General features: G+C 65.8%; 20 protein-coding genes. 12 read left to right on the top strand and 8 right to left on the bottom strand.

Translation table 11 applies throughout. From position 1 onward, the window contains the following. Positions 1-62 precede the first annotated feature (62 nt). The 3 genes from EO141_RS07005 to gloA all read left to right on the top strand — a co-directional run bounded on the left by EO141_RS07005 (position 63) and on the right by gloA (position 3,941). A complete protein-coding gene (locus tag EO141_RS07005; protein ID WP_206514787.1) occupies positions 63-1,871 on the top strand; it encodes a copper resistance system multicopper oxidase in 1,809 nt (602 codons plus the stop codon). Then, entirely contained in the window at positions 1,868-3,199 is a 1,332-nt protein-coding gene (locus tag EO141_RS07000) for a copper resistance protein B (protein ID WP_127168813.1), read from the top strand. The genes EO141_RS07005 and EO141_RS07000 overlap by 4 nt, the downstream gene beginning before the upstream one ends. 217 nt (positions 3,200-3,416) lie before the next feature. Continuing rightward, positions 3,417-3,941, top strand: coding sequence for a lactoylglutathione lyase (gene gloA, locus EO141_RS06995; RefSeq protein WP_104583264.1), 525 nt, complete (start codon positions 3,417-3,419; stop codon positions 3,939-3,941). A gap of 62 nt (positions 3,942-4,003) precedes the next feature. Here gloA and EO141_RS06990 read toward each other — a convergent pair whose 3' ends face one another. The 3 genes from EO141_RS06990 to glmS form a co-directional block, all read right to left on the bottom strand. Continuing rightward, complete coding sequence (locus EO141_RS06990; RefSeq protein ID WP_126970862.1) at positions 4,004-4,192, bottom strand: hypothetical protein; 189 nt, start codon at positions 4,190-4,192, stop codon at positions 4,004-4,006. Positions 4,193-4,422: 230 nt separating this feature from the next. Next, positions 4,423-4,896 (bottom strand): hypothetical protein, encoded by a 474-nt coding sequence (locus EO141_RS06985; RefSeq protein ID WP_104649366.1) that lies wholly within the window; start codon positions 4,894-4,896, stop codon positions 4,423-4,425. Positions 4,897-5,242: 346 nt separating this feature from the next. Beyond that, on the bottom strand, positions 5,243-7,072 hold the full coding sequence (gene glmS / locus EO141_RS06980) for a glutamine--fructose-6-phosphate transaminase (isomerizing) (RefSeq protein WP_127168869.1): 1,830 nt from the start codon (positions 7,070-7,072) through the stop codon (positions 5,243-5,245). A gap of 204 nt (positions 7,073-7,276) precedes the next feature. Here glmS and EO141_RS06975 point away from each other — a divergent pair, with 204 nt between their 5' ends. The 8 genes from EO141_RS06975 (at position 7,277) to EO141_RS06940 (ending at position 17,403) form a co-directional block, all read left to right on the top strand. After that, a complete protein-coding gene (locus tag EO141_RS06975; RefSeq protein ID WP_127168812.1) occupies positions 7,277-8,548 on the top strand; it encodes an efflux RND transporter periplasmic adaptor subunit in 1,272 nt (423 codons plus the stop codon). 106 nt (positions 8,549-8,654) lie between these two features. Then, a complete protein-coding gene (locus EO141_RS06970; RefSeq protein ID WP_104583259.1) occupies positions 8,655-9,374 on the top strand; it encodes an ABC transporter ATP-binding protein in 720 nt (239 codons plus the stop codon). A 12-nt stretch (positions 9,375-9,386) separates the two neighbouring features. Further along, positions 9,387-10,688 carry an ABC transporter permease gene (locus EO141_RS06965; protein ID WP_127168811.1) on the top strand — a complete coding sequence of 434 codons (1,302 nt, stop codon included), beginning with the start codon at positions 9,387-9,389 and terminating at the stop codon, positions 10,686-10,688. Between the two features lie 55 nt (positions 10,689-10,743). Continuing rightward, complete coding sequence (locus EO141_RS06960) at positions 10,744-11,976, top strand: FtsX-like permease family protein (RefSeq protein WP_119128298.1); 1,233 nt, start codon at positions 10,744-10,746, stop codon at positions 11,974-11,976. Positions 11,977-12,018: 42 nt separating this feature from the next. Then, positions 12,019-13,347 carry an ABC transporter permease gene (locus EO141_RS06955; RefSeq protein ID WP_127168810.1) on the top strand — a complete coding sequence of 443 codons (1,329 nt, stop codon included), beginning with the start codon at positions 12,019-12,021 and terminating at the stop codon, positions 13,345-13,347. A 1-nt stretch (position 13,348) separates the two neighbouring features. After that, positions 13,349-14,584: an FtsX-like permease family protein gene (locus EO141_RS06950; RefSeq protein WP_127168809.1), complete on the top strand. Its 1,236-nt coding sequence runs from the start codon at positions 13,349-13,351 to the stop codon at positions 14,582-14,584. Positions 14,585-14,692: 108 nt separating this feature from the next. Next, entirely contained in the window at positions 14,693-16,036 is a 1,344-nt protein-coding gene (locus tag EO141_RS06945) for a sigma-54 dependent transcriptional regulator (protein ID WP_127168808.1), read from the top strand. A gap of 8 nt (positions 16,037-16,044) precedes the next feature. Continuing rightward, positions 16,045-17,403, top strand: a complete 1,359-nt coding sequence (locus tag EO141_RS06940; RefSeq protein ID WP_127168807.1) for a HAMP domain-containing sensor histidine kinase — start codon at positions 16,045-16,047, stop codon at positions 17,401-17,403. Between the two features lie 23 nt (positions 17,404-17,426). Here the strand turns inward: EO141_RS06940 and EO141_RS06935 are convergent, their stop codons facing one another. Together EO141_RS06935 and glmU are read right to left on the bottom strand one after the other, a co-directional pair. Beyond that, on the bottom strand, positions 17,427-18,398 hold the full coding sequence (locus EO141_RS06935) for a NosD domain-containing protein (protein WP_127168806.1): 972 nt from the start codon (positions 18,396-18,398) through the stop codon (positions 17,427-17,429). Between the two features lie 112 nt (positions 18,399-18,510). After that, on the bottom strand, positions 18,511-19,875 hold the full coding sequence (gene glmU / locus EO141_RS06930) for a bifunctional UDP-N-acetylglucosamine diphosphorylase/glucosamine-1-phosphate N-acetyltransferase GlmU (protein WP_127168805.1): 1,365 nt from the start codon (positions 19,873-19,875) through the stop codon (positions 18,511-18,513). Positions 19,876-20,020: 145 nt separating this feature from the next. Here glmU and EO141_RS06925 point away from each other — a divergent pair, with 145 nt between their 5' ends. Continuing rightward, positions 20,021-20,404, top strand: a complete 384-nt coding sequence (locus EO141_RS06925) for a GtrA family protein (RefSeq protein ID WP_104583250.1) — start codon at positions 20,021-20,023, stop codon at positions 20,402-20,404. 132 nt (positions 20,405-20,536) lie between these two features. Here EO141_RS06925 and EO141_RS06920 read toward each other — a convergent pair whose 3' ends face one another. The 3 genes from EO141_RS06920 to atpD form a co-directional block, all read right to left on the bottom strand. Further along, entirely contained in the window at positions 20,537-21,106 is a 570-nt protein-coding gene (locus tag EO141_RS06920; RefSeq protein WP_104649357.1) for a chorismate mutase, read from the bottom strand. Between the two features lie 217 nt (positions 21,107-21,323). Continuing rightward, on the bottom strand, positions 21,324-21,746 hold the full coding sequence (locus EO141_RS06915; RefSeq protein ID WP_104583248.1) for a F0F1 ATP synthase subunit epsilon: 423 nt from the start codon (positions 21,744-21,746) through the stop codon (positions 21,324-21,326). 167 nt (positions 21,747-21,913) lie between these two features. Next, positions 21,914-23,320, bottom strand: a complete 1,407-nt coding sequence (atpD, locus tag EO141_RS06910) for a F0F1 ATP synthase subunit beta (RefSeq protein WP_104583247.1) — start codon at positions 23,318-23,320, stop codon at positions 21,914-21,916. Between the last annotated feature and the right edge of the window lie 91 nt (positions 23,321-23,411).

Below are 23,411 nucleotides of genomic sequence, written 5' to 3'. Positions count from 1 at the left end.
GTCATCGGTCCCGCGCGCGTGTTGCGTGGGTTTCCCAGCGATGCATGCGCCCGCCTTCAGTGGTGGGCCGCAGTGGAGATGTCATGTCTTTCGATCCAACTTCTTTCGATCCACCCTCCAATGGGGGCCTGAGCCGACGCCGCTTCGTGCAAGGCCTTGCCCTGGGCGGCATCGCCGCCACTGGCGGCCTGTGGCGCGGCGCTGCACGTGCCGCCCCCCCGGCGACGCCCGAGTTGCGCGGCAGCAGCCAATCGCTGCAGATCGGCCGCATGCCGGTCAACCTCACCGGGCGCACGCGCAGCGCCATCACCGTCAACCAGAGCCTGCCGGCGCCCACGCTGCGCTGGCGCGAGGGCGACACGGTCAGCGTGCGCGTGCGCAATGCGCTGGCCGACCAACCCACCTCGGTGCACTGGCACGGCCTGTTGCTGCCGGCCAACATGGATGGCGTGCCGGGGATGAGTTTCGACGGCATCGCGCCGGGCCAGGAGTATCACTACCGCTTCGCGCTGCGCCAGTCCGGCACTTACTGGTATCACAGCCATTCGATGTTCCAGGAGCAGGCTGGCTTGTATGGCGCCATCGTCATCGACCCGCTGGCGCCGCCGCCGTATCGGCACGATCGCGAGCATGTGGTGCTGCTCTCGGACTGGACCGACCTGGACCCGGCCGCGCTGTTCCGGCGGCTCAAGCAGATGCCCAGCCACGACAACTACGCGCAGCGCACGGTGGGCGATTTCCTGCGCGGTGCGCGCGACGACGGCTTGCGCGCAACGCTGGCCGATCGCGGCATGTGGGGACGCATGCGCATGACCCCGACCGACCTGTCCGACGTCAACGCCAACACCTATACCTACCTGCTCAACGGCGTCGCCCCGGCAGGCAACTGGACCGGACTGTTCACCCCCGGCGAGAAGGTGCTGCTGCGTTTCATCAACGGCTCGTCGATGACCTACTTCGACATCCGCATCCCCGGCCTGCGCATGACCGTGGTGGCCGCCGACGGCCAGTACGTGCATCCGGTCAGCGTGGACGAGCTGCGCATCGCGGCGGCCGAAACCTTCGACGTACTGGTCGAACCCATCGGCCAGGATGCGTTTACGTTGTTCGCGCAGGACATGGGCCGCACCGGCTTCGCCTGCGGCACGCTGGCGGTGCGGCAGGGGTTGCAGGCGCCGATACCGGCGCTGGACCCGCGCGCGATCTTGACCGTGCAGGACATGGGGCACGGCGATGGCATGCACCATGCGGTACCGCCGATGCACGGCGCCGCCGGGATGCAGGCCGCGCATGCGGGGCATTCCTTGCACACGCATGACGCTTCCCCGGCGGATGCGCACGACAAGACGCCACGCCACCCTGCCAGCGAAGATGGCAATCCCTTGATCGACATGCGCAGCAATGCCACCGCGCCGCGCCTGGACGACCCCGGCGTTGGCCTGCGCGACAACGGCCGCCGGGTGCTGTGCTACGCCGACCTGCACAGCCTGTTCGAGGATCCGGACGGACGCGAGCCCGGGCGCGAGATCGAACTGCATCTGACCGGGCATATGGAGAAATTCGCCTGGTCGTTCGACGGCATCGCCTTCGCCTCGGCAGAGCCCTTGCGGCTGCAGTACGGCGAGCGGCTGCGCATCGTGCTGGTCAACGACACCATGATGCAGCACCCCATCCACCTGCACGGCATGTGGAGCGATCTGGAAGACGCCGACGGAAATTTCCAGGTGCGCAAGCACACCATCGACATGCCGCCCGGCACGCGCCGCAGCTATCGCGTCCGCGCCGATGCGCTGGGCCGCTGGGCCTACCATTGCCATCTGCTGTACCACATGGAAGCGGGCATGATGCGCGAAGTGCGGGTGGAGGCATGAGCGCACTGCATACGCAACACGTGGCGCTGCTCGCACTACTGCTGAGCGCATCGGCTGCTGCACAGGAGCATCAGCATGCGGTGATGGCGCCATCCGCGCATGCCGATGACGCGCATGCGATGCAGATGGCTGAGCAGGCGACGGCGTCCCAGCCGCAGACGTCCATCGCGACAGAGACATCGCCGTCATCCGCGCAGGTGAGCGCAGATGCAATGCAGATGGATCATGCGCATCTGCACCACGCGCAGCACTCCAGCACCACATCGGCATCGGCATCGACAAACGCTGCTGACGGCACGCCTGCGCAACGCGCGGTACACGCCGACGTTTCGGCAGTGCCGACATCGACGCACCACGCCGGCATGCAGCACGCCGATGTCCAGCACGCCACACGCCAGACCTCTGCCAATCCGCACCCGGACCCCACCCTGCAATCACAGGTAGACAGCGACCACGACGCGATGGAGCACGCGTCGATGGATCACGCGTCCATGGAGCATGCGTCGATGCAACATGGACAGGCGCAGCACGGGGCGATGGATCACGCCGCGATGGAACACGCGCCGCATCCCGAAGCAACCACGCAAACACCGGCATCACCCACCGCCAGCGCAGTGCCACGCATGCCGATCCCCGAGCCCACGGCCGAGGAAATCGCTGCGGCATTCGCACCCCTGCAGCACCATGCGATGCACGCGCCAGGCATCAATCACTACGTACTGCTCGATCGGCTGGAAGCCTTCGACACCACGCGCGGCAGTGGCCAGGACTGGGAAGCACGCGCCTGGATCGGTGGCGATATCGACCGGCTCTGGTTGCGCAGCGAAGGCGAGCGGCAGGACGGGCGCACGCAGGCCGCATCGGTGGAGGCGTTCTATGGCCACGCCATCTCGCCATGGTGGGATCTGCTGGTCGGTGCACGCCAGGACATCGGGGCGGGCGAGCATCGCAGCTGGGCCGCCTTCGGCGTGCAGGGACTGGCGCCCTACAAGTTCGAGACCGAAGCCACACTCTACGTCGGCAGTGGCAGCCGCGCCGCCTTGCGGCTGGAGGGCGAGTACGAGGTGCTGCTCACCAACCGGCTGATCCTGCAACCGCGTGTGGAAGCCAGCATCGCCCTCACCGATGATGACCGGCGCGGCGTCGACAGCGGCCTGGAGCAGGTCGAGGTCGGCCTGCGGCTGCGCTACGAAATCACCCGCCGCTTCGCGCCCTATATCGGCTGGGTGCACAGCCGCAGCTTCGGCGACACCGCCCGCCGCGCTGCGATCGACGATGAGCCTGCACGCGACAGCCGGTTCGTCGCCGGCGTGCGCATCTGGTTCTGAGACAGCCGGTGTGCGCATGGGCCTGGCCATTGGGATTCCAATGCAGGCCCATGCCACGCGCTTGACCAGCGCAAGTCGTGCTGGCGCGCGCGATCGATCGGAGCGCGACGCCAGATCACCGATGCGCACCCTGCAGACATACCGACAACCCCTGCCCCGCTACCATCGGCACCCAGCGCAGCCCGACCTGCCACCACATTCCACCGAGGAGACCACAATGCCCTTGACCGACCTGCAACACGTCCCCGGCGCCAGCGCCGCACCTGCCGACACCGCCGGCTTCGTGTTCAACCACACCATGCTGCGCATCAAGGATGCGCAGCGTTCGCTGGATTTCTATACGCGCGTGCTGGGCTTCCGCCTGCTGGATGCGCGCCATTTTGCCGATGCGCAGTTCAGCCTGTACTTCCTGGCCCTGCTGCCCGACGGCACCGCGATCCCCGACGACGATGCCGCGCGTCGGCTGTGGATGGCCGGCATCCCCGGCGTGCTCGAACTCACCCACAACCACGGCACCGAAACCCAGGACGGCCCGGTCTACCACGACGGCAACAGCGACCCACGCGGCTTCGGCCACATCTGCATCTCGGTACCGGACATCCACGCCGCCTGCGCGCGTTTCGACAGCCTCAACGTGCCGTACCAGAAACGCCTGGAGGACGGCCGCATGAAGCACCTGGCCTTCATCAAGGACCCGGACGGCTACTGGGTGGAGATCATCTCCAATACGCCGCTGGCGTAACGCATAACGCCGCATGGCAAGGTGCCCGGAGTTCCCGGGCACCGACGATTTCAAGCATTACGCTACCGGCACTTGCCACCAAACGCCGCGCGCGAACAGGCTGCGCCAGCGGAGACCACCGCTCCCGCATGTGTCCGCGCGCCATGCACCCAGATGCGGGTGCCATCGTGCGCCACGACGCCGGGCGGGACATCGCTGGCCATTGCGGCGCCGCTCAGCGCCGAGGCCGCCACCGCAATAAACGCTTTCATGGATTCCTTCCCCTGGAAACAGCGTCGCATTGCGTGTCCCCCACGCAATGCGACATGGCACTGTCAGATCGCGCGGACAGCGATCAACCGCACAGTGCTTCGGTCCATCAGACAACGGTCCGCAGTCGGCTAGAACGCTCAGTTGCGGGCTGAGTGTGAGCGCATCGTGCGCACTTGGCAGTCGGGGCGGTCCCCACAGCTGTAGGGACCGCCCCGGAAGTGACGCTTAGCTACGCATGCAGCAGTCCGCCGTGACTGCGCTGCCACTGGCGCGGCGGGCGCAGTGCGGCAAGCGTGCGGACCAGTTCGCGGTAGGTCCCGGCCAACTGTGCAAACAGGCCTGCATCGCTGTAGCGGGTGTCGGCCACTTCGAAATATGCGCCGCGGCCCAGTTCGATGAAGTAATCGACGCTGAGCCGGCGGCGCTGCGCGATCCCGGGAAACAGGCCTGCAATCAGCAGGCATTGATCTCCGATGTCGCGCAATGCATCCGCCCGCAGACTGCCGGTCTGGTCCTGCGCGTGCAGCCAGGCCAGCGCCTGGGTGCGCGAGACCAGCTGCGCATCGCGCTGCAGGCGCAGCAGCACGAACACCAGATAGTGCTCGCGCGATTCGTCCAGCGGATGTGCGATCCGCTGCCCGGCCTCACGTACCAACGCCTGCCACAACTCGGCAGGCGCGCCCTGTTTGAAAGACTCGTGCATACGTCCTCCTGCGTGATGGGACCCTCGCAGCAAGCGTATGCATAACCTGGGCCATCGCGTTGGCAGCCGGACCGGTCGTCTGCCAATCTTCCATCACTTCCGCATCGATCGCGCCCTGAACCCGGTGGCACGACCCGATGACCCCTCAACCTGTGGGTCATGGCGACGCAAGCCGCCGCACCCGTCACCCGATGCCAGGCGCAACCAAGGGGGAGGCTGGCCAGACGCGGCGGGCAGTCGTCTGCAGGTGCGGTGGAGAACCGCCATGCACGTGGGTGGATGCCGTAGCTGGCGGCGACTGCGCTCGCGTTGCACCGAGCGCAGCCCTTCGATCACCTGCGCCTACCTACTCCACCGTCACCGACTTGGCCAGGTTGCGCGGCTTGTCCACATCGGTGCCGCGCGCCAGTGCGGTGTGATACGCCAGCAGCTGCACCGGAATGGTGTGGATCACCGGCGACAGCACGCCGGCATGGCGCGGGGTACGGATCACGTGCACGCCTTCGGATTCGCTGAAGTGGCTGTCCTGGTCGGCGAACACGAACAGCTCGCCGCCGCGTGCACGCACCTCCTGCATGTTGGATTTGACCTTCTCCAGCAGGCGGTCATTGGGCGCGATCACCACCACCGGCATCGCCGCGTCCACCAGCGCCAGCGGGCCGTGCTTCAACTCGCCGGCCGGATACGCTTCGGCGTGGATATAGGAGATTTCCTTGAGCTTGAGCGCGCCTTCCAGCGCGATCGGGTAATGCAGGCCGCGGCCGAGAAACAGTGCGTTTTCCTTGACCGAGAAACGCTCGGCCCAGGCCATGATCTGCGGCTCCAGATTCAGCGCGTGCTGCACGCTGCCGGGCAGAAAGCGCAGCTGCTCCAGATAGTCCGCCTCTTCGGCTTCGCCGATGCGCCCCTGCAATTTGCCCAGCACCATGGTCAGCTGGAACAGCACCGCCAGCTGGGTGGTGAACGCCTTGGTCGAGGCGACGCCGATCTCGGCACCGGCACGCGTGTAGCAGACCAGTTCGCTGGCGCGCGGGATGGCGCTTTCGGGCACGTTGCAGATCGACAGCGTGTGCAGATGCCCCAGCGACTTGGCGTATTTCAGCGCCTCCATCGTGTCCAGCGTTTCACCGGATTGGGAGATGGTGACGATCAGATGTTTCGGGTTGGCGTAGGCGGCGCGATAGCGGTACTCGCTGGCGATCTCCACGCTGCACGGCAGCCCGGCGATCGCCTCGATCCAGTAGCGCGCGGTCATGCCGGCGTAATAGCTGGTGCCGCAGGCCAGGATCTGCACGCCTTCGATGTCGCGCAACACCGCTTCGGCAGTCGGGCCGAACAGGGACGCAGGGAAGCCCTTGGCATCGATCGCCGCTTCGATGGTATCGGCCAGCGCACGCGGTTGCTCGTGGATTTCCTTCTGCATGAAATGGCGGAACGGGCCCAGTTCCAGCGATGCCAGCGACACATCCGACAGATGCAACGGGCGCTCGACCGGCGCGTCGTTGCCATCGAAGATGCGCACGCCATCGCGGCGCAACTCGGCGGTGTCGCCCTCTTCCAGGAAGATCACCTGGCGGGTGGCCTGCACGATGGCCGAGACATCGGAGGCGACGAAGTTCTCGCCCTCGCCCACGCCGATCAGCAACGGGCAACCCATGCGCGCGCAGACGAAGCGCTCCGGCTCGGCCTGGCTCATCACCGCCAGCGCGTAGGCACCGGTGAGCTCCTTCACGGTGCGCTGCAGCGCGGTCAACAGGTCGCCTGCGCTGCCCAGATGGTGATGGATCAGATGCGCGATCACTTCGGTATCGGTCTGCGACTCGAAGGTGTAGCCCAGCGCGCGCAGCTTCTCGCGCTGCTGTTCGTGGTTTTCGATGATGCCGTTGTGCACCAGCGCCACGCCGTCACTGATGTGCGGGTGCGCATTGGCCTCGGTGACCCCGCCATGGGTGGCCCAGCGGGTGTGGCCGATGCCCAGCGTGGCCCCGAACTGCTCGGCCTGCGCCGCCTGCGCCATCTCCGCCACGCGCCCGGTGCGGCGCACGCGGCGCACCTGGTCGCCATCGAGCACGGCGATGCCGGAAGAATCGTAGCCGCGGTACTCCAGACGCTTGAGTCCCTCGATCAGGACCGGGACCACGTCGCGCCCGGCGATCGCTCCGACAATGCCGCACATAGGACAACCCTTGAGGACGAAGCCGCGCATTTTAGCGTGTCCGCTCTTGTCCGCTGCATGACCATGCCCGGACAACCTGTCCGCAGCGGTGTCCGCGGACACTGCGGACACCGCCCGCCAGCCCATAAAGATGATTGCTTTCAATCACTTGAAGATTGGCACACGTCCTGCTTTATCGCAGTGACGCCACCGAGCCAGCCGACCATGATTCGCGATACCTCCGCCCAGGACCAGGTTCTCCGTACACCCGCCCGGCACGCGCCCTGGCGCCGTTGGCTATGGCCCGGCGTCGCCGTGGTCGCGGTACTGGCCGGCATTGGCTGGGCGGTCACCGCGTGGAGCGCCGGCAGCCGTTCGTTCGATGCCAGCCGGGTGCGGATCGCCACCGTCAGCCAGGGTGACCTGGTGCGCGACATCGCCGCCGATGGCCGCGTCATCGCCGCCAACAGCCCCGTGCTGTACGCCATCTCGGCCGGCACGGTGACGCTGAGCGTGGTGGCCGGCGACGTGGTCAAGCAGGGCCAGGAGCTGGCGCGCATCGACAGCCCGGAACTGCGCAGCAAGCTGGCCCAGGAGCAGGCCACGCTGGCAGGCCTGGAAGCCGAATCCAGCCGCGCCGGGCTGGACGCCACGCTGGCCCGCGCCAACGCCAGCAAGCTCACCGACCAGGCCAAGATCGACAAGCAGGCTGCCGCGCGCGACCTGGAGCGCTACCAGCGCGGCTACGATGGCGGCGCGGTGCCGCAGGTGGAACTGGCCAAGGCGCAGGACACCTTGAAGAAGACCGACATCGACCTGCAGCACGCCGAGCGCGACGCATCGCTGAAGAGCCAGGGGGCAGACCTGGATTCGCGCAACAAGCGCCTGCTCGCCGACCGCCAGCGCGCGGTGGTGGCCGAAGTGCAGCGCCAGGTCGATGCGCTCACGCTGCTGTCGCCGTTCGATGGCCAGGTCGGCCAGGTGCAGGCGGTGCAGCACACCCAGGTCGCGGCAAACGCGCCGATCCTGGGCGTGGTGGATCTGTCCAAGTTCGAAGTCGAGATCAAGGTGCCGGAAAGTTTTGCGCGCGACCTGGCCATCGGCATGCCGGCGCAGCTCACCAGCGGCAGCGGCGAACCGTTCCCCGGCGCCATCTCGGCGGTGTCGCCGGAAGTGGTCAACGGCGAAGTCACCGCACGCATCCGCTTTGCCGACAAGCAGCCGCCGGGCCTGCGCCAGAGCCAGCGCATGAGCGCACGGGTGGTGATGGACACGCGCCGCGACGTGCTCAAGGTCGAGCGCGGCCCGTTCGTCGAACAATCCGGCGGCAGCTACGCCTACGTGATGGATGGCAACACCGCGGTGCGCCGACCGGTGCGCATGGGTGTCAGCAGCCTGGGCGAGGTGCAGGTGCTGTCCGGGCTGCAGGCCGGCGACCGCGTGGTGGTCTCCGGTGCAGACAACTTTGGCGATGCGCCACGCGTCACCGTCCACTAGAAAGCGGCCACTACGCAGCCTTACACACGCCGGACGACCGCGCGCCACGTTGCGGTCGCCACTCTAAAGCTCTTTCGCACCTACCTCTCTTGCAAAGGACTCGGCAATGCTCAAGATGCAATCGGTCTCCAAGGTCTTCCGCACCGAACAGGTGGAAACGCATGCACTGCGTTCGCTGGACCTGCATGTGCGCGAAGGCGAATTCGTCGCCGTCACCGGCCCTTCGGGCTCGGGCAAGACCACCTTCCTCAACCTGGCCGGGCTGCTGGAGACCTTCACCAGCGGGCAGTACCTGCTCGACGGCGAGGACGTCAGCCATCTGTCCGACGATGCGCGTTCGCGCCTGCGCAACCGCAAGATCGGTTTCATCTTCCAGGGCTTCAACCTGATTCCCGACCTCAACCTGTTCGACAACGTCGATGTGCCGCTGCGTTATCGCGGCATGGCTGCGGCCGAGCGCAAGCAGCGCATCGAAGAGGCCTTGACCAAGGTCGGCCTGGGCTCGCGCCTGAAGCACTACCCCACCGAACTGTCGGGCGGCCAGCAGCAACGTGCCGCCATCGCCCGCGCATTGGCCGGCAGCCCGCGCCTGCTGCTGGCCGACGAACCCACCGGCAACCTCGACTCGCAGATGGCACGCGGGGTGATGGAACTGCTGGAAGAGATCAACAGCCAGGGCACCACCATCGTGATGGTCACCCACGACCCGGAACTGGCCGCACGCGCGCAGCGCAACGTGCACATCGTCGACGGCCAGGCCACCGATCTGGAACGCAACCCCGCCCTGATGCGCGCGCGCCACAGCGCCCCCACCCTGGCCGAATAAGAGGCACATCCCATGTTCGGCTACTACTTCAATCTGGCGTTACGCAGCTTCCGCCGCAACAAGATACTGACCGCACTGATGGTGCTTGCGATCGCGCTGGGCATCGGCGCCAGCATGACCACCTTGACGGTGTTCTATGTGCTGTCGGGTGATCCGATTCCGCAAAAAAGCGATCGGTTGTTCAGCGCCTTGGTGGATCCATACCCCAAGGCAGGCTACCAGCCGGGAGAAGAGCCTGGCGACCAGGTCACTCGCTTCGATGCCGAAACGCTGCTGCGCGAAAAACGTGCAAAACGGCAAGCGCTGATGACCGGTGGAAGAGTGGCGATCGAGCCCGACAAGAACGGTATGACTGCCTTCAAATCGGAAGTGCGCTTTACGTCGGCAGATTTCTTCCCGATGTTCGAAACGCCTTTCCTGTATGGCCAAGGCTGGTCGGCCGGTAGCGACGCGGGCCACGAACGGGTTGCGGTGATCACCAAGGAACTCAACGACAAACTGTTCGACGGCAGCAATAGTATCGGCCGCGACCTGCGCATGGACAAGAACACCTTTCGTATCGTTGGTGTTCTCAATGACTGGAAAGTCAACCCACGTTTCTATGATGTCACCAACAGCTACGGCTCGAACGAGCAAGTGTATCTGCCATTCTCCGTCGCAATGGATCTGAAGATGGACCATTACGGCGGTATGAATTGCTACGGTAAAAACGACAACAGCGATCAGACAGCGCTCAACGCATCCTGCACATGGATGCAGTACTGGGTGGAGCTTGACAGCCCAGCGCAGGCCGGCGACTACAAAGCCTACCTGGATAACTACTCCGATCAGCAGCGCGCTGCAGGGCGCTTTGAACGTCCGAACAATACCCGCCTGCGCAACGTGATGGAGTGGCTGGACTACAAGGAAGTGGTCCCGAGCGACGTCCGACTGCAGCTGTGGCTGGCGATGGGCTTCCTGCTGGTGTGCCTGCTCAATACCGTAGGGTTGTTACTCGCCAAGTTCCTGCGCCGCAGTGGAGAGATCGGCGTGCGTCGCGCCCTGGGTGCCTCACGCGGCGCCATCTTTGCGCAATGCCTAGTCGAAGCCGGAACCATCGGACTTGCAGGCGGCATGGCAGGGCTTGGGCTGGCATGGTTGGGGTTGTGGGTCGTGCGCCAACAACCTGTCGACTACGCCAAGCTTGCGCACCTGGATCCGAAGATGTTGTTGCTCACCTTCGCATTGGCGCTCGTTGCCAGCCTGTTGGCCGGCTTGCTGCCCTCCTGGCGTGCCATCCAGGTTGCGCCCGCGCTACAGCTCAAAGCGTCCTGACCACCAGGCCCGCCGCCCAGCGGCGGGCACGGCCTCTTATCCGAAGGTACCGCCCATGGACATCCGCCCCATCATTTCCACCCTGCGCCGTCACAAGACCGCAGCAGCATTGATCGTGCTCGAGATCGCACTCGCCTGCGCCATCATCTGCAATGCCATGTTCTTGATCGGCAACCGCATCGAGACGCTGCAGCAACCCAGCGGCATCGCCGAATCGGAACTGGTCAGCATCCAATTGGGAGGCATCGGCACCCAGGTCAATGCAGAAGCGCGCACACGCGAAGACCTGGCTGCACTGCGCAGCCTGCCAGGTGTCCGCAGCGCGATCGTCATCAACCAGATTCCCTTTGTGCATTATTCATGGAACAGCAGCATCTCTCTGACGCGTGAACAAGAGCGCCAGACACTTAGCGCTGCGCAATACATGGCCAGCGAAGGCACCCTCGGCACGCTTGGCCTGCAACTGGTGGCGGGGCGTGACTTCACCGCAAGCGAATTCATCGATATGGCACAGGCCAATAACGACAGGTCCATCGACCAAAAAGGCCTGTCAGTGATCATCACCCAGCGCATGGCCGACAAGCTATTCCCCTCGCAAAATGCATTGGGAAAGACAGTCTATGCAGGCGATACCGCACTCCACATCATCGGCATCGTGCAGACACTGGCACGCCCCACCAACAACAGCGCCGGCGGTGTTGATCAAAGCAATTACTCGATGTTGCTGCCACTGCGCATCGACTACACCGCAGGCCAGTACATCATTCGTGTCACCGACCCAACGCGGCGGGCAGAAGTGCTGCAATCTGCCGTCGCTGCGCTGATGAAATTAGACAATAGCCGGCTGGTCCTGAAACAAGAGACGTACAGCGACATTCGGACGGAATATTTCGAGAATGATCGCGCAATGGTGTGGCTACTTGGCGCGGTCTGTATCGCACTGCTGATCGTCACCGCACTGGGCATCGTCGGCCTGGCCAGCTTCTGGGTGCAGCAACGCACCAAGCAGATCGGCATCCGTCGCGCACTGGGCGCTACACGCGGGCAGATCCTGCGCTACTTCCAGATCGAGAACTTCCTGCTGGCCTCGGTCGGCATCGTGCTCGGCATGTTGCTGGCGTACTCGATCAATATCTGGCTGATGGACCGCTACGAGTTGCCACGCCTGCCGGTGCTGTATCTGCCGATCGGTGCGCTACTGCTCTGGGCGCTGGGCCAGATCGCCGTGTTCTGGCCCGCCCGGCGCGCCGCGCTGGTGCCGCCGGCAGTGGCCACGCGCAGCGCGTGAGGTGACACAGATGCCGATCGAACCCCGCAAAGACGTCCGGTGATGTTGCGTTACTGCCTGCAACTGGCCTGGCGCAGCCTGTTGCGCACCCCGATCGCCAGCACCCTGGTGGTACTGGCAATCGGTCTGGGCATCGGTGCGAGCATGACCATGCTGACGGTCCTGCATGTCATGTCGCGCGATCCGCTGCCAGGCAGAAGTCAGCTGCTCTACACCCCACATCTGGATCCGCTGCCCCTGGACCTTCCACGCACGCGGGAATGGGGCGACCCGTCGGACAATCTGACCTGGCCAGATGCGATAGCCCTGCTACGTGCAGGGCCGGCCGTCCATCAAGCGGCAATGGCGAGCGGGCAAACGCTGATCTGGCCGGTGCAGGCCGCCACAGCCCCACTCGACCTCAACGGCCGCTATGCCACTGCAGGGTTCTTTGCGCTGTTCGGCATCCCGCTGCAACGTGGGCGCGGCTGGAGCGGGCAGGACGACCAGAACCACGCGCGCGTGATCGTGTTGAGCCAGCAGCTTGCAAACACCTTGTTCGGTTCACGCAATCCAATCGGCCAGACCGTCGCCGTCGGCGAGCAGCGCATCGGTCTTCGCGTTATTGGCGTCCTTGCCAAATGGAATCCGCAACCGCTCTTTTATGCCGACCCAAGCCGCAAGGGCGCCTTTGGCGACCAGGACGATTTCTTTCTGCCGCTCTCGACCGCGATGCAGCTTGAGCTGGACGCCGGCACCAGCATCAGCAGTTGGGAGACGCGCAGCGACAGCGGCGTCAGACAACTCCACACCCCATCCACCAGCTGGCTGCAGTTCTGGGTGCAACTGGATACCCCGCAACAGGTGGCCGCATACGAGCGTTTTCTCTACGACTATGCTGCGACTCAACACGCCAGCGGGCGCTTTCAGCGGCCACCGCAGACGGCACGACTGTATTCGCTGATGGACTGGCTGAAACACCTGCAGATGGTGCCCAACGACCTGCGCCTGCAGACGCTGCTGGCCTTGGGGTTTCTGTGGATCTGCCTGATCAACGTGATTGCGTTGTTGCTGGCGAAATTCCTGCGCCGCCGTGGCGAGATTGGCGTGCGCCGCGCACTTGGCGCGCGCCGCGGCCACGTGATGTTGCAGTTTGGCACCGAAGCGGCGCTGATCGGCGTCGTGGGCGGCCTGCTGGGGACCGCGATCGCCGAAGTGGGGCTCTGGAGCGTGCGCCAGCGGCCCGACGACTATGCCGCGTTGGCGCACCTGGATGCACCAATGCTGCTGACCACCGTGGCGCTTGCCATCGTCGCCGCACTGCTTGCAGGACTGCTGCCGGCCTGGCGGGCCAGCCGCATCAACCCGGCCCTGCAGGTCAAGGACCTCTGAGATGCGCCTGCCACTTCGCCCGATTCTTTCCAGCTTGGGACACCACCGCCTCACCGCCGGGCTGTTGGCCCTGCAGGTGGCGCTGACCTGTGCATTCGTCACCAATGCGGTATTCCTGATCGACGACCGGATCGACAGACTGCGCACGGCGACCGGCTTGCCCGAAGACGAAGTATCGCTGGTCACCGTTCGCGGCCTGCACGCCAAGGCCGATGCGCCAGCGCAATGGCAGGCGGACCTGATCGCGCTGCGCGGCATTTCCGGGGTCACGGCAGCCACCGCAATCGGAGCGACGCTGCCGTTGTCGGGTGGCGCCGACGACAGCGGCATCTGTGCCGATCAACGCGCACTGGAGCGCGCAATCGCACTGCGATCCAGCGGCGCTGCCGGCTGCGTCGACGCCAGCTACTACACCGGCTCGCCCGGCTTCGTGCAGGCCATGGGCGCACGCCTGATCGCCGGCCGCGATTTTCGACCGGACGAGTATTCCGGCGCCACGCCGGGCGCGATCATCGTCACCCGCTCGCTGGCGCAGCAACTCTGGCCAGATCAGCTGGCCGTTGGCAAAACGCTGTACGGATGGGACAGCCAAAGCACCGTCGTCGGCGTGGTGGAGGACCTGCTGCGGCCAAGGCTGCGCAAGCCCGAGCTCGATCATCTGGTGGCCTTGTCGCCGCAACTCCCCAGCGGCAATCAGACGCACTATCTATTGCGCAGCGCGCCGGAGGACCGCGGTCGCGTGCTGGCGCAGGTGGCCGGCGTGCTGGCCAGATCCGGCCCGTTGCGGATGGTCCCGGGCGACAAGCAACGCAGTTTTGCGCAGATACGCGCACGCTATTTCCAACGCGATACGACGATGATCGGCCTGTTGCTTGCGGCGACCACGGGCCTGCTGTTTGTCACCGCCCTGGGCATCGGAGGACTGGCCAGTTTCTGGGTCCAGCAGCGGACGCGACAGATCGGCATCCGTCGCGCCATTGGTGCAACCCGTGGCGATATCCTGCGTTACTTCCAGGCGGAAAACCTGCTGATCGTCGGCAGCGGCAGCGCCCTGGGCATGCTGTTGGCAGTGCTGCTCAACCAATGGCTGATGCTCCGTTACGACGCGGTGCCCCTGCCGCCACTTTACTTACCCGCCGGTGCGGTGACCGTGCTGCTGCTCGGCCAGCTTGCGGTGCTGTGGCCTGCACGACGCGCTGCGGCAGTGGCCCCGGCGATTGCGACACGTAGTGCATGAGGCGCCCGGCCTGCCGGATGCCGGCACGACAATCCTGCCTGCTGCTGCGATGATGCGATCTGTCAACCTCGTCCGTCCGTTCGCCCTCGCACTCCAACAAGGTTCCCGATGCCGCAGATCCTGATCATCGACGACAACACCGCCGTGGCCACCGCGCTGGAGGTGCTGTTTTCCTTGCACGACATCGAGGCGCGGCACGCGCATTCGCCGCAGGCCGGGTTGGCGCTGCTGGACGAGCAGGTGTTCGACCTGGTGATCCAGGACATGAACTTCACTGCCGACACCACCTCCGGCGAGGAAGGCGAAGCGCTATTCACCCAGATCCGTCAGCGCCACCCGGACCTGCCGGTAATCCTGCTCACCGCCTGGACCCACCTGGGCAGCGCGGTGGGCCTGGTCAAGGCCGGGGCAGCCGACTACATCGCCAAGCCCTGGGACGACACCAAGCTGCTGACCACGGTCAACAACCTGCTGGAGCTGTCCGAAGCGCGCCGCGAGCTGGAACGTCGGCGCGCGCGCGAGCGGCGCGGCCGTGAGCAACTGACCCAGCGTTACGATCTGCGCGGGGCGGTGTTCGCCGACCCGGCCAGCGAACGCGCAATCGCGCTCGCCTGCCAGGTCGCACGCTCGGACCTGCCGGTGCTGATCACCGGCCCCAACGGCAGCGGCAAGGAGAAGATCGCCGAGATCATCCAGGCCAACTCACCTGCCAGGCACGGCCCCTTCATTGCGCTCAATTGCGGCGCGTTGCCTGGCGAACTGATCGAAGCGGAGCTGTTCGGCGCCGAGGCCGGCGCATACACCGGCGCCAACAAGGCGCGCGAGGGCAAGTTCGAAGCCGCCGATGGCGGCACGCTGTTTCTGGACGAAATCGGCAACCTGCCGCTGGCCGGGCAGATGAAGCTGCTGCGCGTGCTGGAGACCGGCCGTTACGAGCGCCTGGGCTCCAACCGCGAACGTCATGCCAAGGTGCGGGTGATCAGCGCCACCAACGCCGATCTGCCGGCGATGATCCGCGATGGCAGCTTCCGCGAAGATCTGTACTACCGCCTCAACACGGTGGAAATCGCGTTGCCGGCCCTGGCCGAACGCCCTGGCGATATCGGCCCGTTGGCCGAGCACTTCCTGGCCGGCGAAAAACCCTTGTCCACACAGGCACGCGATGCCTTGCAACGGCACGCCTGGCCCGGCAACGTGCGCGAGCTGCGCAACGTGCTGCAACGTGCGTCCCTGCTCGCGCAAGGTGCGCGCATCGAAGCCAGCGATCTGAACCTGCCGCGCGCGGCCGCAGCGCGCCCGGCCGCGCCGACCGCCGGCGAGCCGGATCGCGCCCGGATCGAGCAGGCGCTGGCGCGCGCGCAGGGCGTCATCGCCCAGGCCGCCGCCGAGCTGGGGCTGAGCCGGCAGGCGCTGTACCGGCGCATGGACCGCTACGGCATCAGCCAGGAGTAAGCCTGAGCATGTGGCAGCCACGTTCCTTCACCTTCTCGCTGTTCCTGCGCCTGCTGCCGGTGCTGGTGCTGGCCGCCGCCCTGCCCTGGTTCACCGCGTACTGGCTGGATCACGGCTGGGAAGTGGCAGTGATCTCCGCCATCGTGCTGCTGGCGACGATGTGGTGGAGCCTGCAACGCGCCACTGCACCGATGCGCTCGCTGTTCCGCGCCCTGGCCGGCACCACCAGCAGCTACCGCGATGGCGAATACAACTTCGGCGTGTACTGGCGCGGCAGCGACGAACTGGCGCAACTGGTGCAGGCGCATGCGGAACTGGGCGAGGTGCTGCGCGCGCAGCGGCGCAATCTGGTGCAACGCGAACTGATGCTCGACACCATGTTGCAGAACACCCCGGTGGCGATGCTGTTGGTCGTGGCCGGGGGCGATGGCGTGCGCCGCATCGGTTTCTCCAACAATGCTGCACGCAAGCTGTTGCACGACGGCCGCAAGCTCGAAGGCCAGCACCTGGACGACGTGCTCGCGCGCATGCCCGGCGAACTGCGCGATGCGCTGGCACGCGGCGGCGATTGCCTGTTCGCGGTGCGCGAGGACGGCGATGACGAAGACGACGAGCAGATCTATCACCTGTCACGCCGCAGTTTCCATCTCAATGGACGCGGCCACGAGCTGTTGCTGATCCGCACCTTGACCACCGAATTGCGGCGCCAGGAAGTGCAGACCTGGAAAAAGGTCATCCGCGTGATCAGCCATGAATTGAACAACTCGCTCGCACCGATCGCCTCGCTGGCGCATTCCGGCGCCGAGTTGCTGCGCCGCGAACGCACCGACCGGCTCGGCACGGTGTTCGAAACCATCGAAGAACGCGCCCGTCATCTGGAAGGTTTCATCCGCGGCTACGCGCGGTTTGCCAAGCTGCCGCAGCCGCAATTGCAGACCATTGAATGGGCGCCGTTCCTGGAACGTTTGCGGCAGCAGATTCCGTTCCAGCTGCAAGGCGCACTGAGCGATGTCTCCAGCCGCATCGATGCCGCGCAGATCGAGCAGGCGCTGCTCAACCTGCTCAAGAACGCGCACGAGGCCTGCAGCGAAGCGCAGCCGCCCAACAGGGATGTCGCCGTCCGCGTCACGCGCGTGCCGCAATGGCTGCGGATCGAAGTGCTGGACCGCGGCAACGGCATGAACGAGGCCGTGTTGCATAACGCACTGATGCCGTTCTACTCGACCAAGCGCAATGGCACCGGGCTCGGGCTTGCGCTCACCCGCGAGATCGCCGAAGCGCACGGCGGACGTATCTCGCTGCATAACCGCGAACACGGCGGCTTGTGCGTCACCTTGCTGCTGCCGGCGGCGGCGGCGACCGGCTAGCGCGTTGCAAGCGATCGCAGCGTTCAATCGCCGCGCAGCGTCCCGCGCTCCTGGATCCGTGGCTGTTTCAACGCACCGCAGGCATCGTCGGCACCGCTGGTGCGGGTGGCGGCGATGGCGCCGTAATAGCCGGCTCCCACGGTGTTGTCGACGAACTGCCCGCCTTGCGACGGACATTCGCCATCGGGCTTGATCCAGTCCGAAAACGCCGCGTACTTGCCGGCCCGGACAAAACGATTGGTCGCCACGTAGGTATTGTCGGAGGCATCGCGGGTACGCACGGCATCGCCGTTGACCTCGGTGAAGGTATTGCCTTCGATGCGGTTTCCGGAGGAGTGGCGCGCCAGGTAGATCGCGTGCACGAAACCCGAGGTCCGGGTGTCGTTTTCGATGGACACAAAGCGATTGCGTTCGATGCGGTTGTCGCGCGAGTTCTGCAGGCGGATCGCCGCGAACGAATAGGCGGCCTCGCTGCTGCTGCCATGGATGCCACCGATCCGCTCGAAGGTCATGTTGCGGATGACGTTGCCGCTGTTGCCGTCGGCGCTGCGCTTGCTGCTGCCCAGGTCCATCGCCATCCAGTAATTGCTGACCTTCAACCCGGCGAAGGTCAGCCGGGTGGCGGCATCACCACCGCCCTTCAGCGTGAACCAGGTCGCACCGCCGCGTCCGTCGAACCACGGTGGCGCGGCCGCATCCGGCGCAGCGATGAAGCGAATGGGCGCCCCGTTGGTGAAGGTCCATTGCACCGACTGCCGCAGATACGTGCCTGCGGCAATCACCACGTCCACCGCACCGCCCGGCCGCTGCTCCAGCAGCCGTTGCTGGGCAGCCGCCAGGCTCCGCAACGCGGTCGCTGCGCTGGTGCCCGCCGCCGCATCGTTGCCGTCCGGCGCCAGATACAGCCGGTAGGTCTGCGCATGGGCTGACATGGGCAGCAGTGCCGCCAATGTCAGCAGTAATGTCACCCACAACGCGCAACGTGACGTTTGCATCGTGCACCTCGTGATCGGTCGTGGCGGGCGTGGCCTGTGCACGGCACCGCTGCACAGCGGCGGCCCGCCCCTTGCAGCGACGTGCAGCCACGCCACACGCCTGGAAAACACGCTATTTCTTGGTCGGGCGTTCCCAACCTTCGATCACCGTCTGCCGCGGGCGCGCCACGCTGAGCTGGCCGGCCGGCGCATCGCGCGTGATCACCGAGCCCGCACCGATGGTGGCCATTGCGCCGATCTCGATCGGTGCCACCAACGCGCTGTTGGACCCGACGAAGGCGCCATCGCCGATGGTGGTCTGCGACTTGTTCACCCCGTCGTAATTGCAGGTGATGGTGCCGGCGCCGATGTTGACCTTGCTGCCGATCACCGCATCGCCCAGGTAGGTCAGATGGTTGGCCTTGCTGCCCACGCCCATTGTGACCTTCTTGGTCTCGACGAAGTTGCCGATATGCACGCCATCGGCCAGCACGGTGCCAGGACGCAGCCGCGCGAACGGGCCGATCTGCACCGCCCCTTCGGTCACCACGCCTTCCAGGTCGCAGTGCGCGCGGACCTGCGTGCCGGCGCCCAGCGTCACATCGCGCAAGCGCACGAAGGGGCCGATCACCACGCCATCGCCCAGTGTCACATTGCCTTCCAGGACCACATCGATGTCCAGCTGCACGTCGCTGCCTACCGTCACCGAGCCGCGCTGCTCCACGCGCGCCGGGTCGGCCATGCGTACGCCCTGCAGGCAGAGCGCACGCGCCGCACGCAGCTGCCAGGCGCGCTCCAGCTGCGCCAGCTGCCAGGGGTCGTTGGCGCCTTCCACGTCCTGCGCATCGGCCACGTGCACCATGTCGGCCGGAGTGAAATCGGCAGCGGCGCTGGCGAACACGTCGGTGAGATAGAACTCGCGCTGTGCATTCTCGTTGGACAGACCGCCCAGCCAGCGGCGCAGCGCCGTGGACTCGGCAGTGAGGATGCCGGTGTTGATGGTGCGGATGCGGCGCTGCTCGTCATTGGCGTCCTTCTGCTCGACGATCGCGGCGACCTTGCCTTCGGCATCGCGCAGGATGCGGCCGTACCCGGTGGGATTGGGCACATCGGCCACCAGCACCGCCATGCGTCCGGGTGCATGCAGCAGCTGCAGCAGGTCCTGGCACTGGATCAGCGGCACATCGCCGTACAGCACCAGCACCGTCGCCGCATCCGGAATCGCATCCATCGCCTGTTGCACCGCATGCCCGGTGCCCAGTTGCTGGCGCTGCTCGGCCCAGTGCAGGTCGTCCTGCGCGGCGAACGCCGCCTGCACCTGCTCGCCGCCATGCCCGTGCACCACATGGATCGCTGCCGGCTGCAGCTGCCGCGCGGTGGCGATCACATGTGCCAGCATCGGCTGGCCTGCCAGCGGCTGCAGCACCTTGGGCAGGGACGAGCGCATGCGCTTGCCCTCGCCCGCGGCCAGGATCACGACGTGCAAGGGCAGAGTCATCGAAGCGTTCCAGAACGTGGGAGCGCTAAATTCTAGTCGCTGTCCCGGCAATGCGTCGTGTTCCGCCTGCAGCACGCGCGACGATGACACTTTTCAAGCGCCGCTGCCGTTAGCATGAGCGCCCCTCCACGATGACCCGGCCTGCATGAGTCTGTTCCGCCAAGGCAGCCAATTCATGATCATTGGCGCCCTGCAGCTGGCGGTGGATTGCGGCATCTTCATCGCCGCCACCGCGGCCGGCATGCCTGCCGTGCCGGCCAACCTGCTCGGGCGGATCAGTGGCGCGGTGCTGGGCTTCTGGCTCAACGGCCGCTACACCTTTGCCCAGGACGGCGGTGCACGCCTGGGCTGGCCGCGTTTCCGTCGCTTTGCGCTGATGTGGCTGGCACTGACCCTCATCAGCACCTGGCTGTTGTCGGCGACAGTGGACCTGGTCGGCCTGCGTCAGGCCTGGCTGGCCAAACCGCTGGTGGAAGGTGGCCTGGCGATCGTGTCGTTTTTCCTGGGCCGGCACGTGGTGTATCGCTAGCGAGCCCGCTGACGTCAGCGCAGTCGTCGACAACGGTGCCGGGTTGGACTGACAGAAAACGCGATCGGCGTTGCCGTCACCCGCACCGCCGAGGTCTGCGCCGTGCATGGCCCGCCTTGGACGCCACGCGAATCAGTGGCAGAAATCGCCCAGGCTGCGGACCAGCGCCGCGCGATGCAGCGCGTCCAGCTGCCATTGCGCCGCATACCGGGCGGCGGCATGCGCGGTATTGGCCGGGCATTGCGGCGCTGCACGCGCCGGCGCGACATCGGCCAGTGCGTCGAGCAGTTCGCCTTGCAGCTGATCCAGACGCGTGCGCAGACCCGCCAGATCCGGACGCGCCGTGTCCGGCGCGCGCCCACGTTCGCGCCAGTGGTTCAGCAGTGCGTACTGCACCGACTTGTTGGCCTCGATCTGCGCAGCGAAGAAGCGCGCCGCATCGTCGGCATCCAGCCCGTGCGCAGGCGCCTGCTCGCGCACGCTCTGCAGCACCGCCGCCTCGCGGGTCTGGTCCAGCACCGGCTTGCCGCTGTCCCACTTGCTCAGCGCCACCGCATCGCCGATGGCGTTGCGTTGCACGATGCGGTCCAGCAATGGATCCAGCGGCGGCTGGCTGCGTGCCGGCAGCGCACACCCCAGCAACGCCACGGCCAGCAGGCCGCTCAGCGCGTAGCCACGAAAGTCATCGATCGTCCGGGTCATCGGGTGTTCCTCGATATGCAGGTGAGATGCCGCGCCGCCGGCAGCACAGCACAAGCCACGCAGTGTGCCTGCAGTCCCCGAGCCTGCAAGCCGCCCCACGCATGCGCAGCGCCAGAAACGAAAACGCCGACACGAGGGTCGGCGTTTTCACTCCACACCTGGGTGTGGCGGTGCAGCAGGTACCGCGTAACGCGCAAACGGGCGCGAGCCCGCGTGCTTAGTGCTTGAGGGTGCGACGCAGCCGTTCCAGTGCCTGCAGCTGCACGGTCGCTTCGGCCAGCCGACGCTGCGCATCGGCCACGTCCACGGTGTCGCCACGGTTGGCCAGCAGACGCTCGGCCTCTTCCTTGACCTTGCGCACGGCGGCTTCGTCAATGTCCTGGGCACGCACCGCGGTGTCGACCAGCACGGTCACCACCTGCGGCTGCACTTCCAGGATGCCGCCGGAAATGGCGAAGTCCAGGTGTTCGCCATTGGCGGTGGTGACCACCACCTTGCCCGGCTTCAGGCGCGTGATCAGCGGCGCGTGCTTGGGCGCGATGCCCAGCTCACCCAGCTCGCCGGTGGCCACGACCAGCGTCGCCTCACCGTGGAAGATTTCCTTCTCGGCGCTGACGATGTCGCAACGGATAGTGCTCATGGTGCCTCACTGTAGTGAGGCGGGAATCGGGAATCGGGAATCGGGATTGGGAAGAGCGGCTGGCTGCACGCTTTCCCTCTTCCTGTCGATTCCGACCTACCGATGACCCGCCTTTACGATTCCCGATTCCCGATTCCCGATTCCAGCCGCATAGCGGCTGGGATCCATCAGGCCTTGGCGCTCATCTTGTTGGCTTTCTCGACGGCTTCTTCGATGCTGCCGACCATGTAGAACGCCTGCTCCGGCAGGTGGTCGTACTCGCCGTCGCAGATCGCCTTGAAGCCGCGGATGGTGTCCTTCAGCGAGACGTACTTGCCCGGCGAGCCCGTGAACACTTCGGCCACGTGGAAGGGCTGGCTGAAGAAGCGCTCGATCTTGCGTGCGCGCGAGACCGACTGCTTGTCTTCTTCGCTCAGCTCGTCCATGCCCAGGATCGCGATGATGTCCTTCAGTTCCTTGTACTTCTGCAAGGTCTGCTGGACGCGCTGGGCGGTGTCGTAATGCTCGTGGCCGATCACCAGCGGGTCCATCTGGCGGCTGGTGGAATCCAGCGGATCCACCGCCGGGTAGATACCCAGCGAGGCAATGTTACGGCTCAGCGTGACGGTGGAATCCAGGTGGGCGAAGGTGGTCGCCGGCGACGGGTCGGTCAGGTCGTCCGCGGGCACGTACACGGCCTGGATCGAGGTGATCGAACCGCTCTTGGTCGAGGTGATGCGCTCCTGCAACACGCCCATTTCCTCGGCCAGGGTCGGCTGGTAACCCACTGCCGACGGCATGCGGCCGAGCAGCGCGGACACTTCGGTACCGGCCAGCGTGTACCGGTAGATGTTGTCGACGAACAGCAGCACGTCCTTGCCCTTGCCGCTGGCGTCCTTCTCGTCGCGGAAGTACTCGGCCATGGTCAGGCCGGTCAGCGCAACGCGCAGACGGTTGCCCGGCGGCTCGTTCATCTGGCCGTACACCATCGCGACCTTGTCCAGCACGTTGGAGTCTTTCATCTCGTGGTAGAAGTCGTTGCCCTCGCGGGTACGCTCGCCCACGCCGGCGAACACGGACAGACCCGAGTGCGCCTTGGCGATGTTGTTGATCAGCTCCATCATGTTGACGGTCTTGCCGACGCCGGCGCCGCCGAACAGGCCGACCTTGCCGCCCTTGGCGAACGGGCACATCAGGTCGATGACCTTGATGCCGGTTTCCAGCAGCTCGGTGCTGGAGGACTGGTCTTCGTACGACGGCGCAGCGCGATGGATTTCCCAATGGTCCGATGCCTGCACGTCGCCGGCTTCGTCGATCGGGCGACCCAGCACGTCCATGATGCGGCCCAGCGTCCCGGCACCGACCGGCACCGAAATCGCACGCTCGGTGTTGGTGGCCAGCAGGTTGCGCTTCAGGCCGTCGGTGGAGCCGAGCGCAATGGTGCGCACGACGCCGTCGCCGAGCTGCTGCTGCACTTCCAGGGTGATTTCGGTGCCATCGACCTTCAACGCGTGATAGACCTTCGGCACTTCATTGCGCTGGAATTCGACGTCGACGACCGCGCCGATGATCTGAACGATCTTGCCCTGACTCATTTTGCTGCTCCGGTTAGCTATGCTTTGTCCGAGTGGCAGATGCCATCTCGTTGAATTTTGTGATTTGGGATTCGTGATTGGGGATTCGCAA

It is taken from the genome of Xanthomonas sp. BRIP62415, assembly GCF_003993515.1.
Classification (GTDB): Bacteria; Pseudomonadota; Gammaproteobacteria; order Xanthomonadales; family Xanthomonadaceae; genus Xanthomonas; species Xanthomonas euroxanthea.
The sequence above is the reverse complement of the archived record's forward strand: the minus strand, read 5'-3'. Positions and strand labels throughout refer to the sequence as shown.

Excerpts from the sequence above, each read along its gene's own strand:
- EO141_RS06950 (WP_127168809.1), top strand. The coding sequence starts at position 13,349 with ATGCGCCTGCCACTTCGCCCGATTCTTTCCAGCTTGGGACACCACCGC.
- EO141_RS06970 (WP_104583259.1), top strand. The coding sequence starts at position 8,655 with ATGCTCAAGATGCAATCGGTCTCCAAGGTCTTCCGCACCGAACAGGTG.
- EO141_RS06985 (WP_104649366.1), bottom strand. The coding sequence starts at position 4,896 with ATGCACGAGTCTTTCAAACAGGGCGCGCCTGCCGAGTTGTGGCAGGCG.
- atpD (WP_104583247.1), bottom strand. The coding sequence starts at position 23,320 with ATGAGTCAGGGCAAGATCGTTCAGATCATCGGCGCGGTCGTCGACGTC.
- EO141_RS07000 (WP_127168813.1), top strand. The coding sequence starts at position 1,868 with ATGAGCGCACTGCATACGCAACACGTGGCGCTGCTCGCACTACTGCTG.
- EO141_RS06940 (WP_127168807.1), top strand. The coding sequence starts at position 16,045 with ATGTGGCAGCCACGTTCCTTCACCTTCTCGCTGTTCCTGCGCCTGCTG.
- EO141_RS06975 (WP_127168812.1), top strand. The coding sequence starts at position 7,277 with ATGATTCGCGATACCTCCGCCCAGGACCAGGTTCTCCGTACACCCGCC.
- EO141_RS06955 (WP_127168810.1), top strand. The coding sequence starts at position 12,019 with ATGTTGCGTTACTGCCTGCAACTGGCCTGGCGCAGCCTGTTGCGCACC.
- glmS (WP_127168869.1), bottom strand. The coding sequence starts at position 7,072 with ATGTGCGGCATTGTCGGAGCGATCGCCGGGCGCGACGTGGTCCCGGTC.
- EO141_RS06920 (WP_104649357.1), bottom strand. The coding sequence starts at position 21,106 with ATGACCCGGACGATCGATGACTTTCGTGGCTACGCGCTGAGCGGCCTG.
- EO141_RS06990 (WP_126970862.1), bottom strand. The coding sequence starts at position 4,192 with ATGAAAGCGTTTATTGCGGTGGCGGCCTCGGCGCTGAGCGGCGCCGCA.
- EO141_RS06935 (WP_127168806.1), bottom strand. The coding sequence starts at position 18,398 with ATGCAAACGTCACGTTGCGCGTTGTGGGTGACATTACTGCTGACATTG.
- EO141_RS06960 (WP_119128298.1), top strand. The coding sequence starts at position 10,744 with ATGGACATCCGCCCCATCATTTCCACCCTGCGCCGTCACAAGACCGCA.
- EO141_RS06945 (WP_127168808.1), top strand. The coding sequence starts at position 14,693 with ATGCCGCAGATCCTGATCATCGACGACAACACCGCCGTGGCCACCGCG.
- gloA (WP_104583264.1), top strand. The coding sequence starts at position 3,417 with ATGCCCTTGACCGACCTGCAACACGTCCCCGGCGCCAGCGCCGCACCT.
- EO141_RS06925 (WP_104583250.1), top strand. The coding sequence starts at position 20,021 with ATGAGTCTGTTCCGCCAAGGCAGCCAATTCATGATCATTGGCGCCCTG.
- glmU (WP_127168805.1), bottom strand. The coding sequence starts at position 19,875 with ATGACTCTGCCCTTGCACGTCGTGATCCTGGCCGCGGGCGAGGGCAAG.
- EO141_RS06915 (WP_104583248.1), bottom strand. The coding sequence starts at position 21,746 with ATGAGCACTATCCGTTGCGACATCGTCAGCGCCGAGAAGGAAATCTTC.
- EO141_RS06965 (WP_127168811.1), top strand. The coding sequence starts at position 9,387 with ATGTTCGGCTACTACTTCAATCTGGCGTTACGCAGCTTCCGCCGCAAC.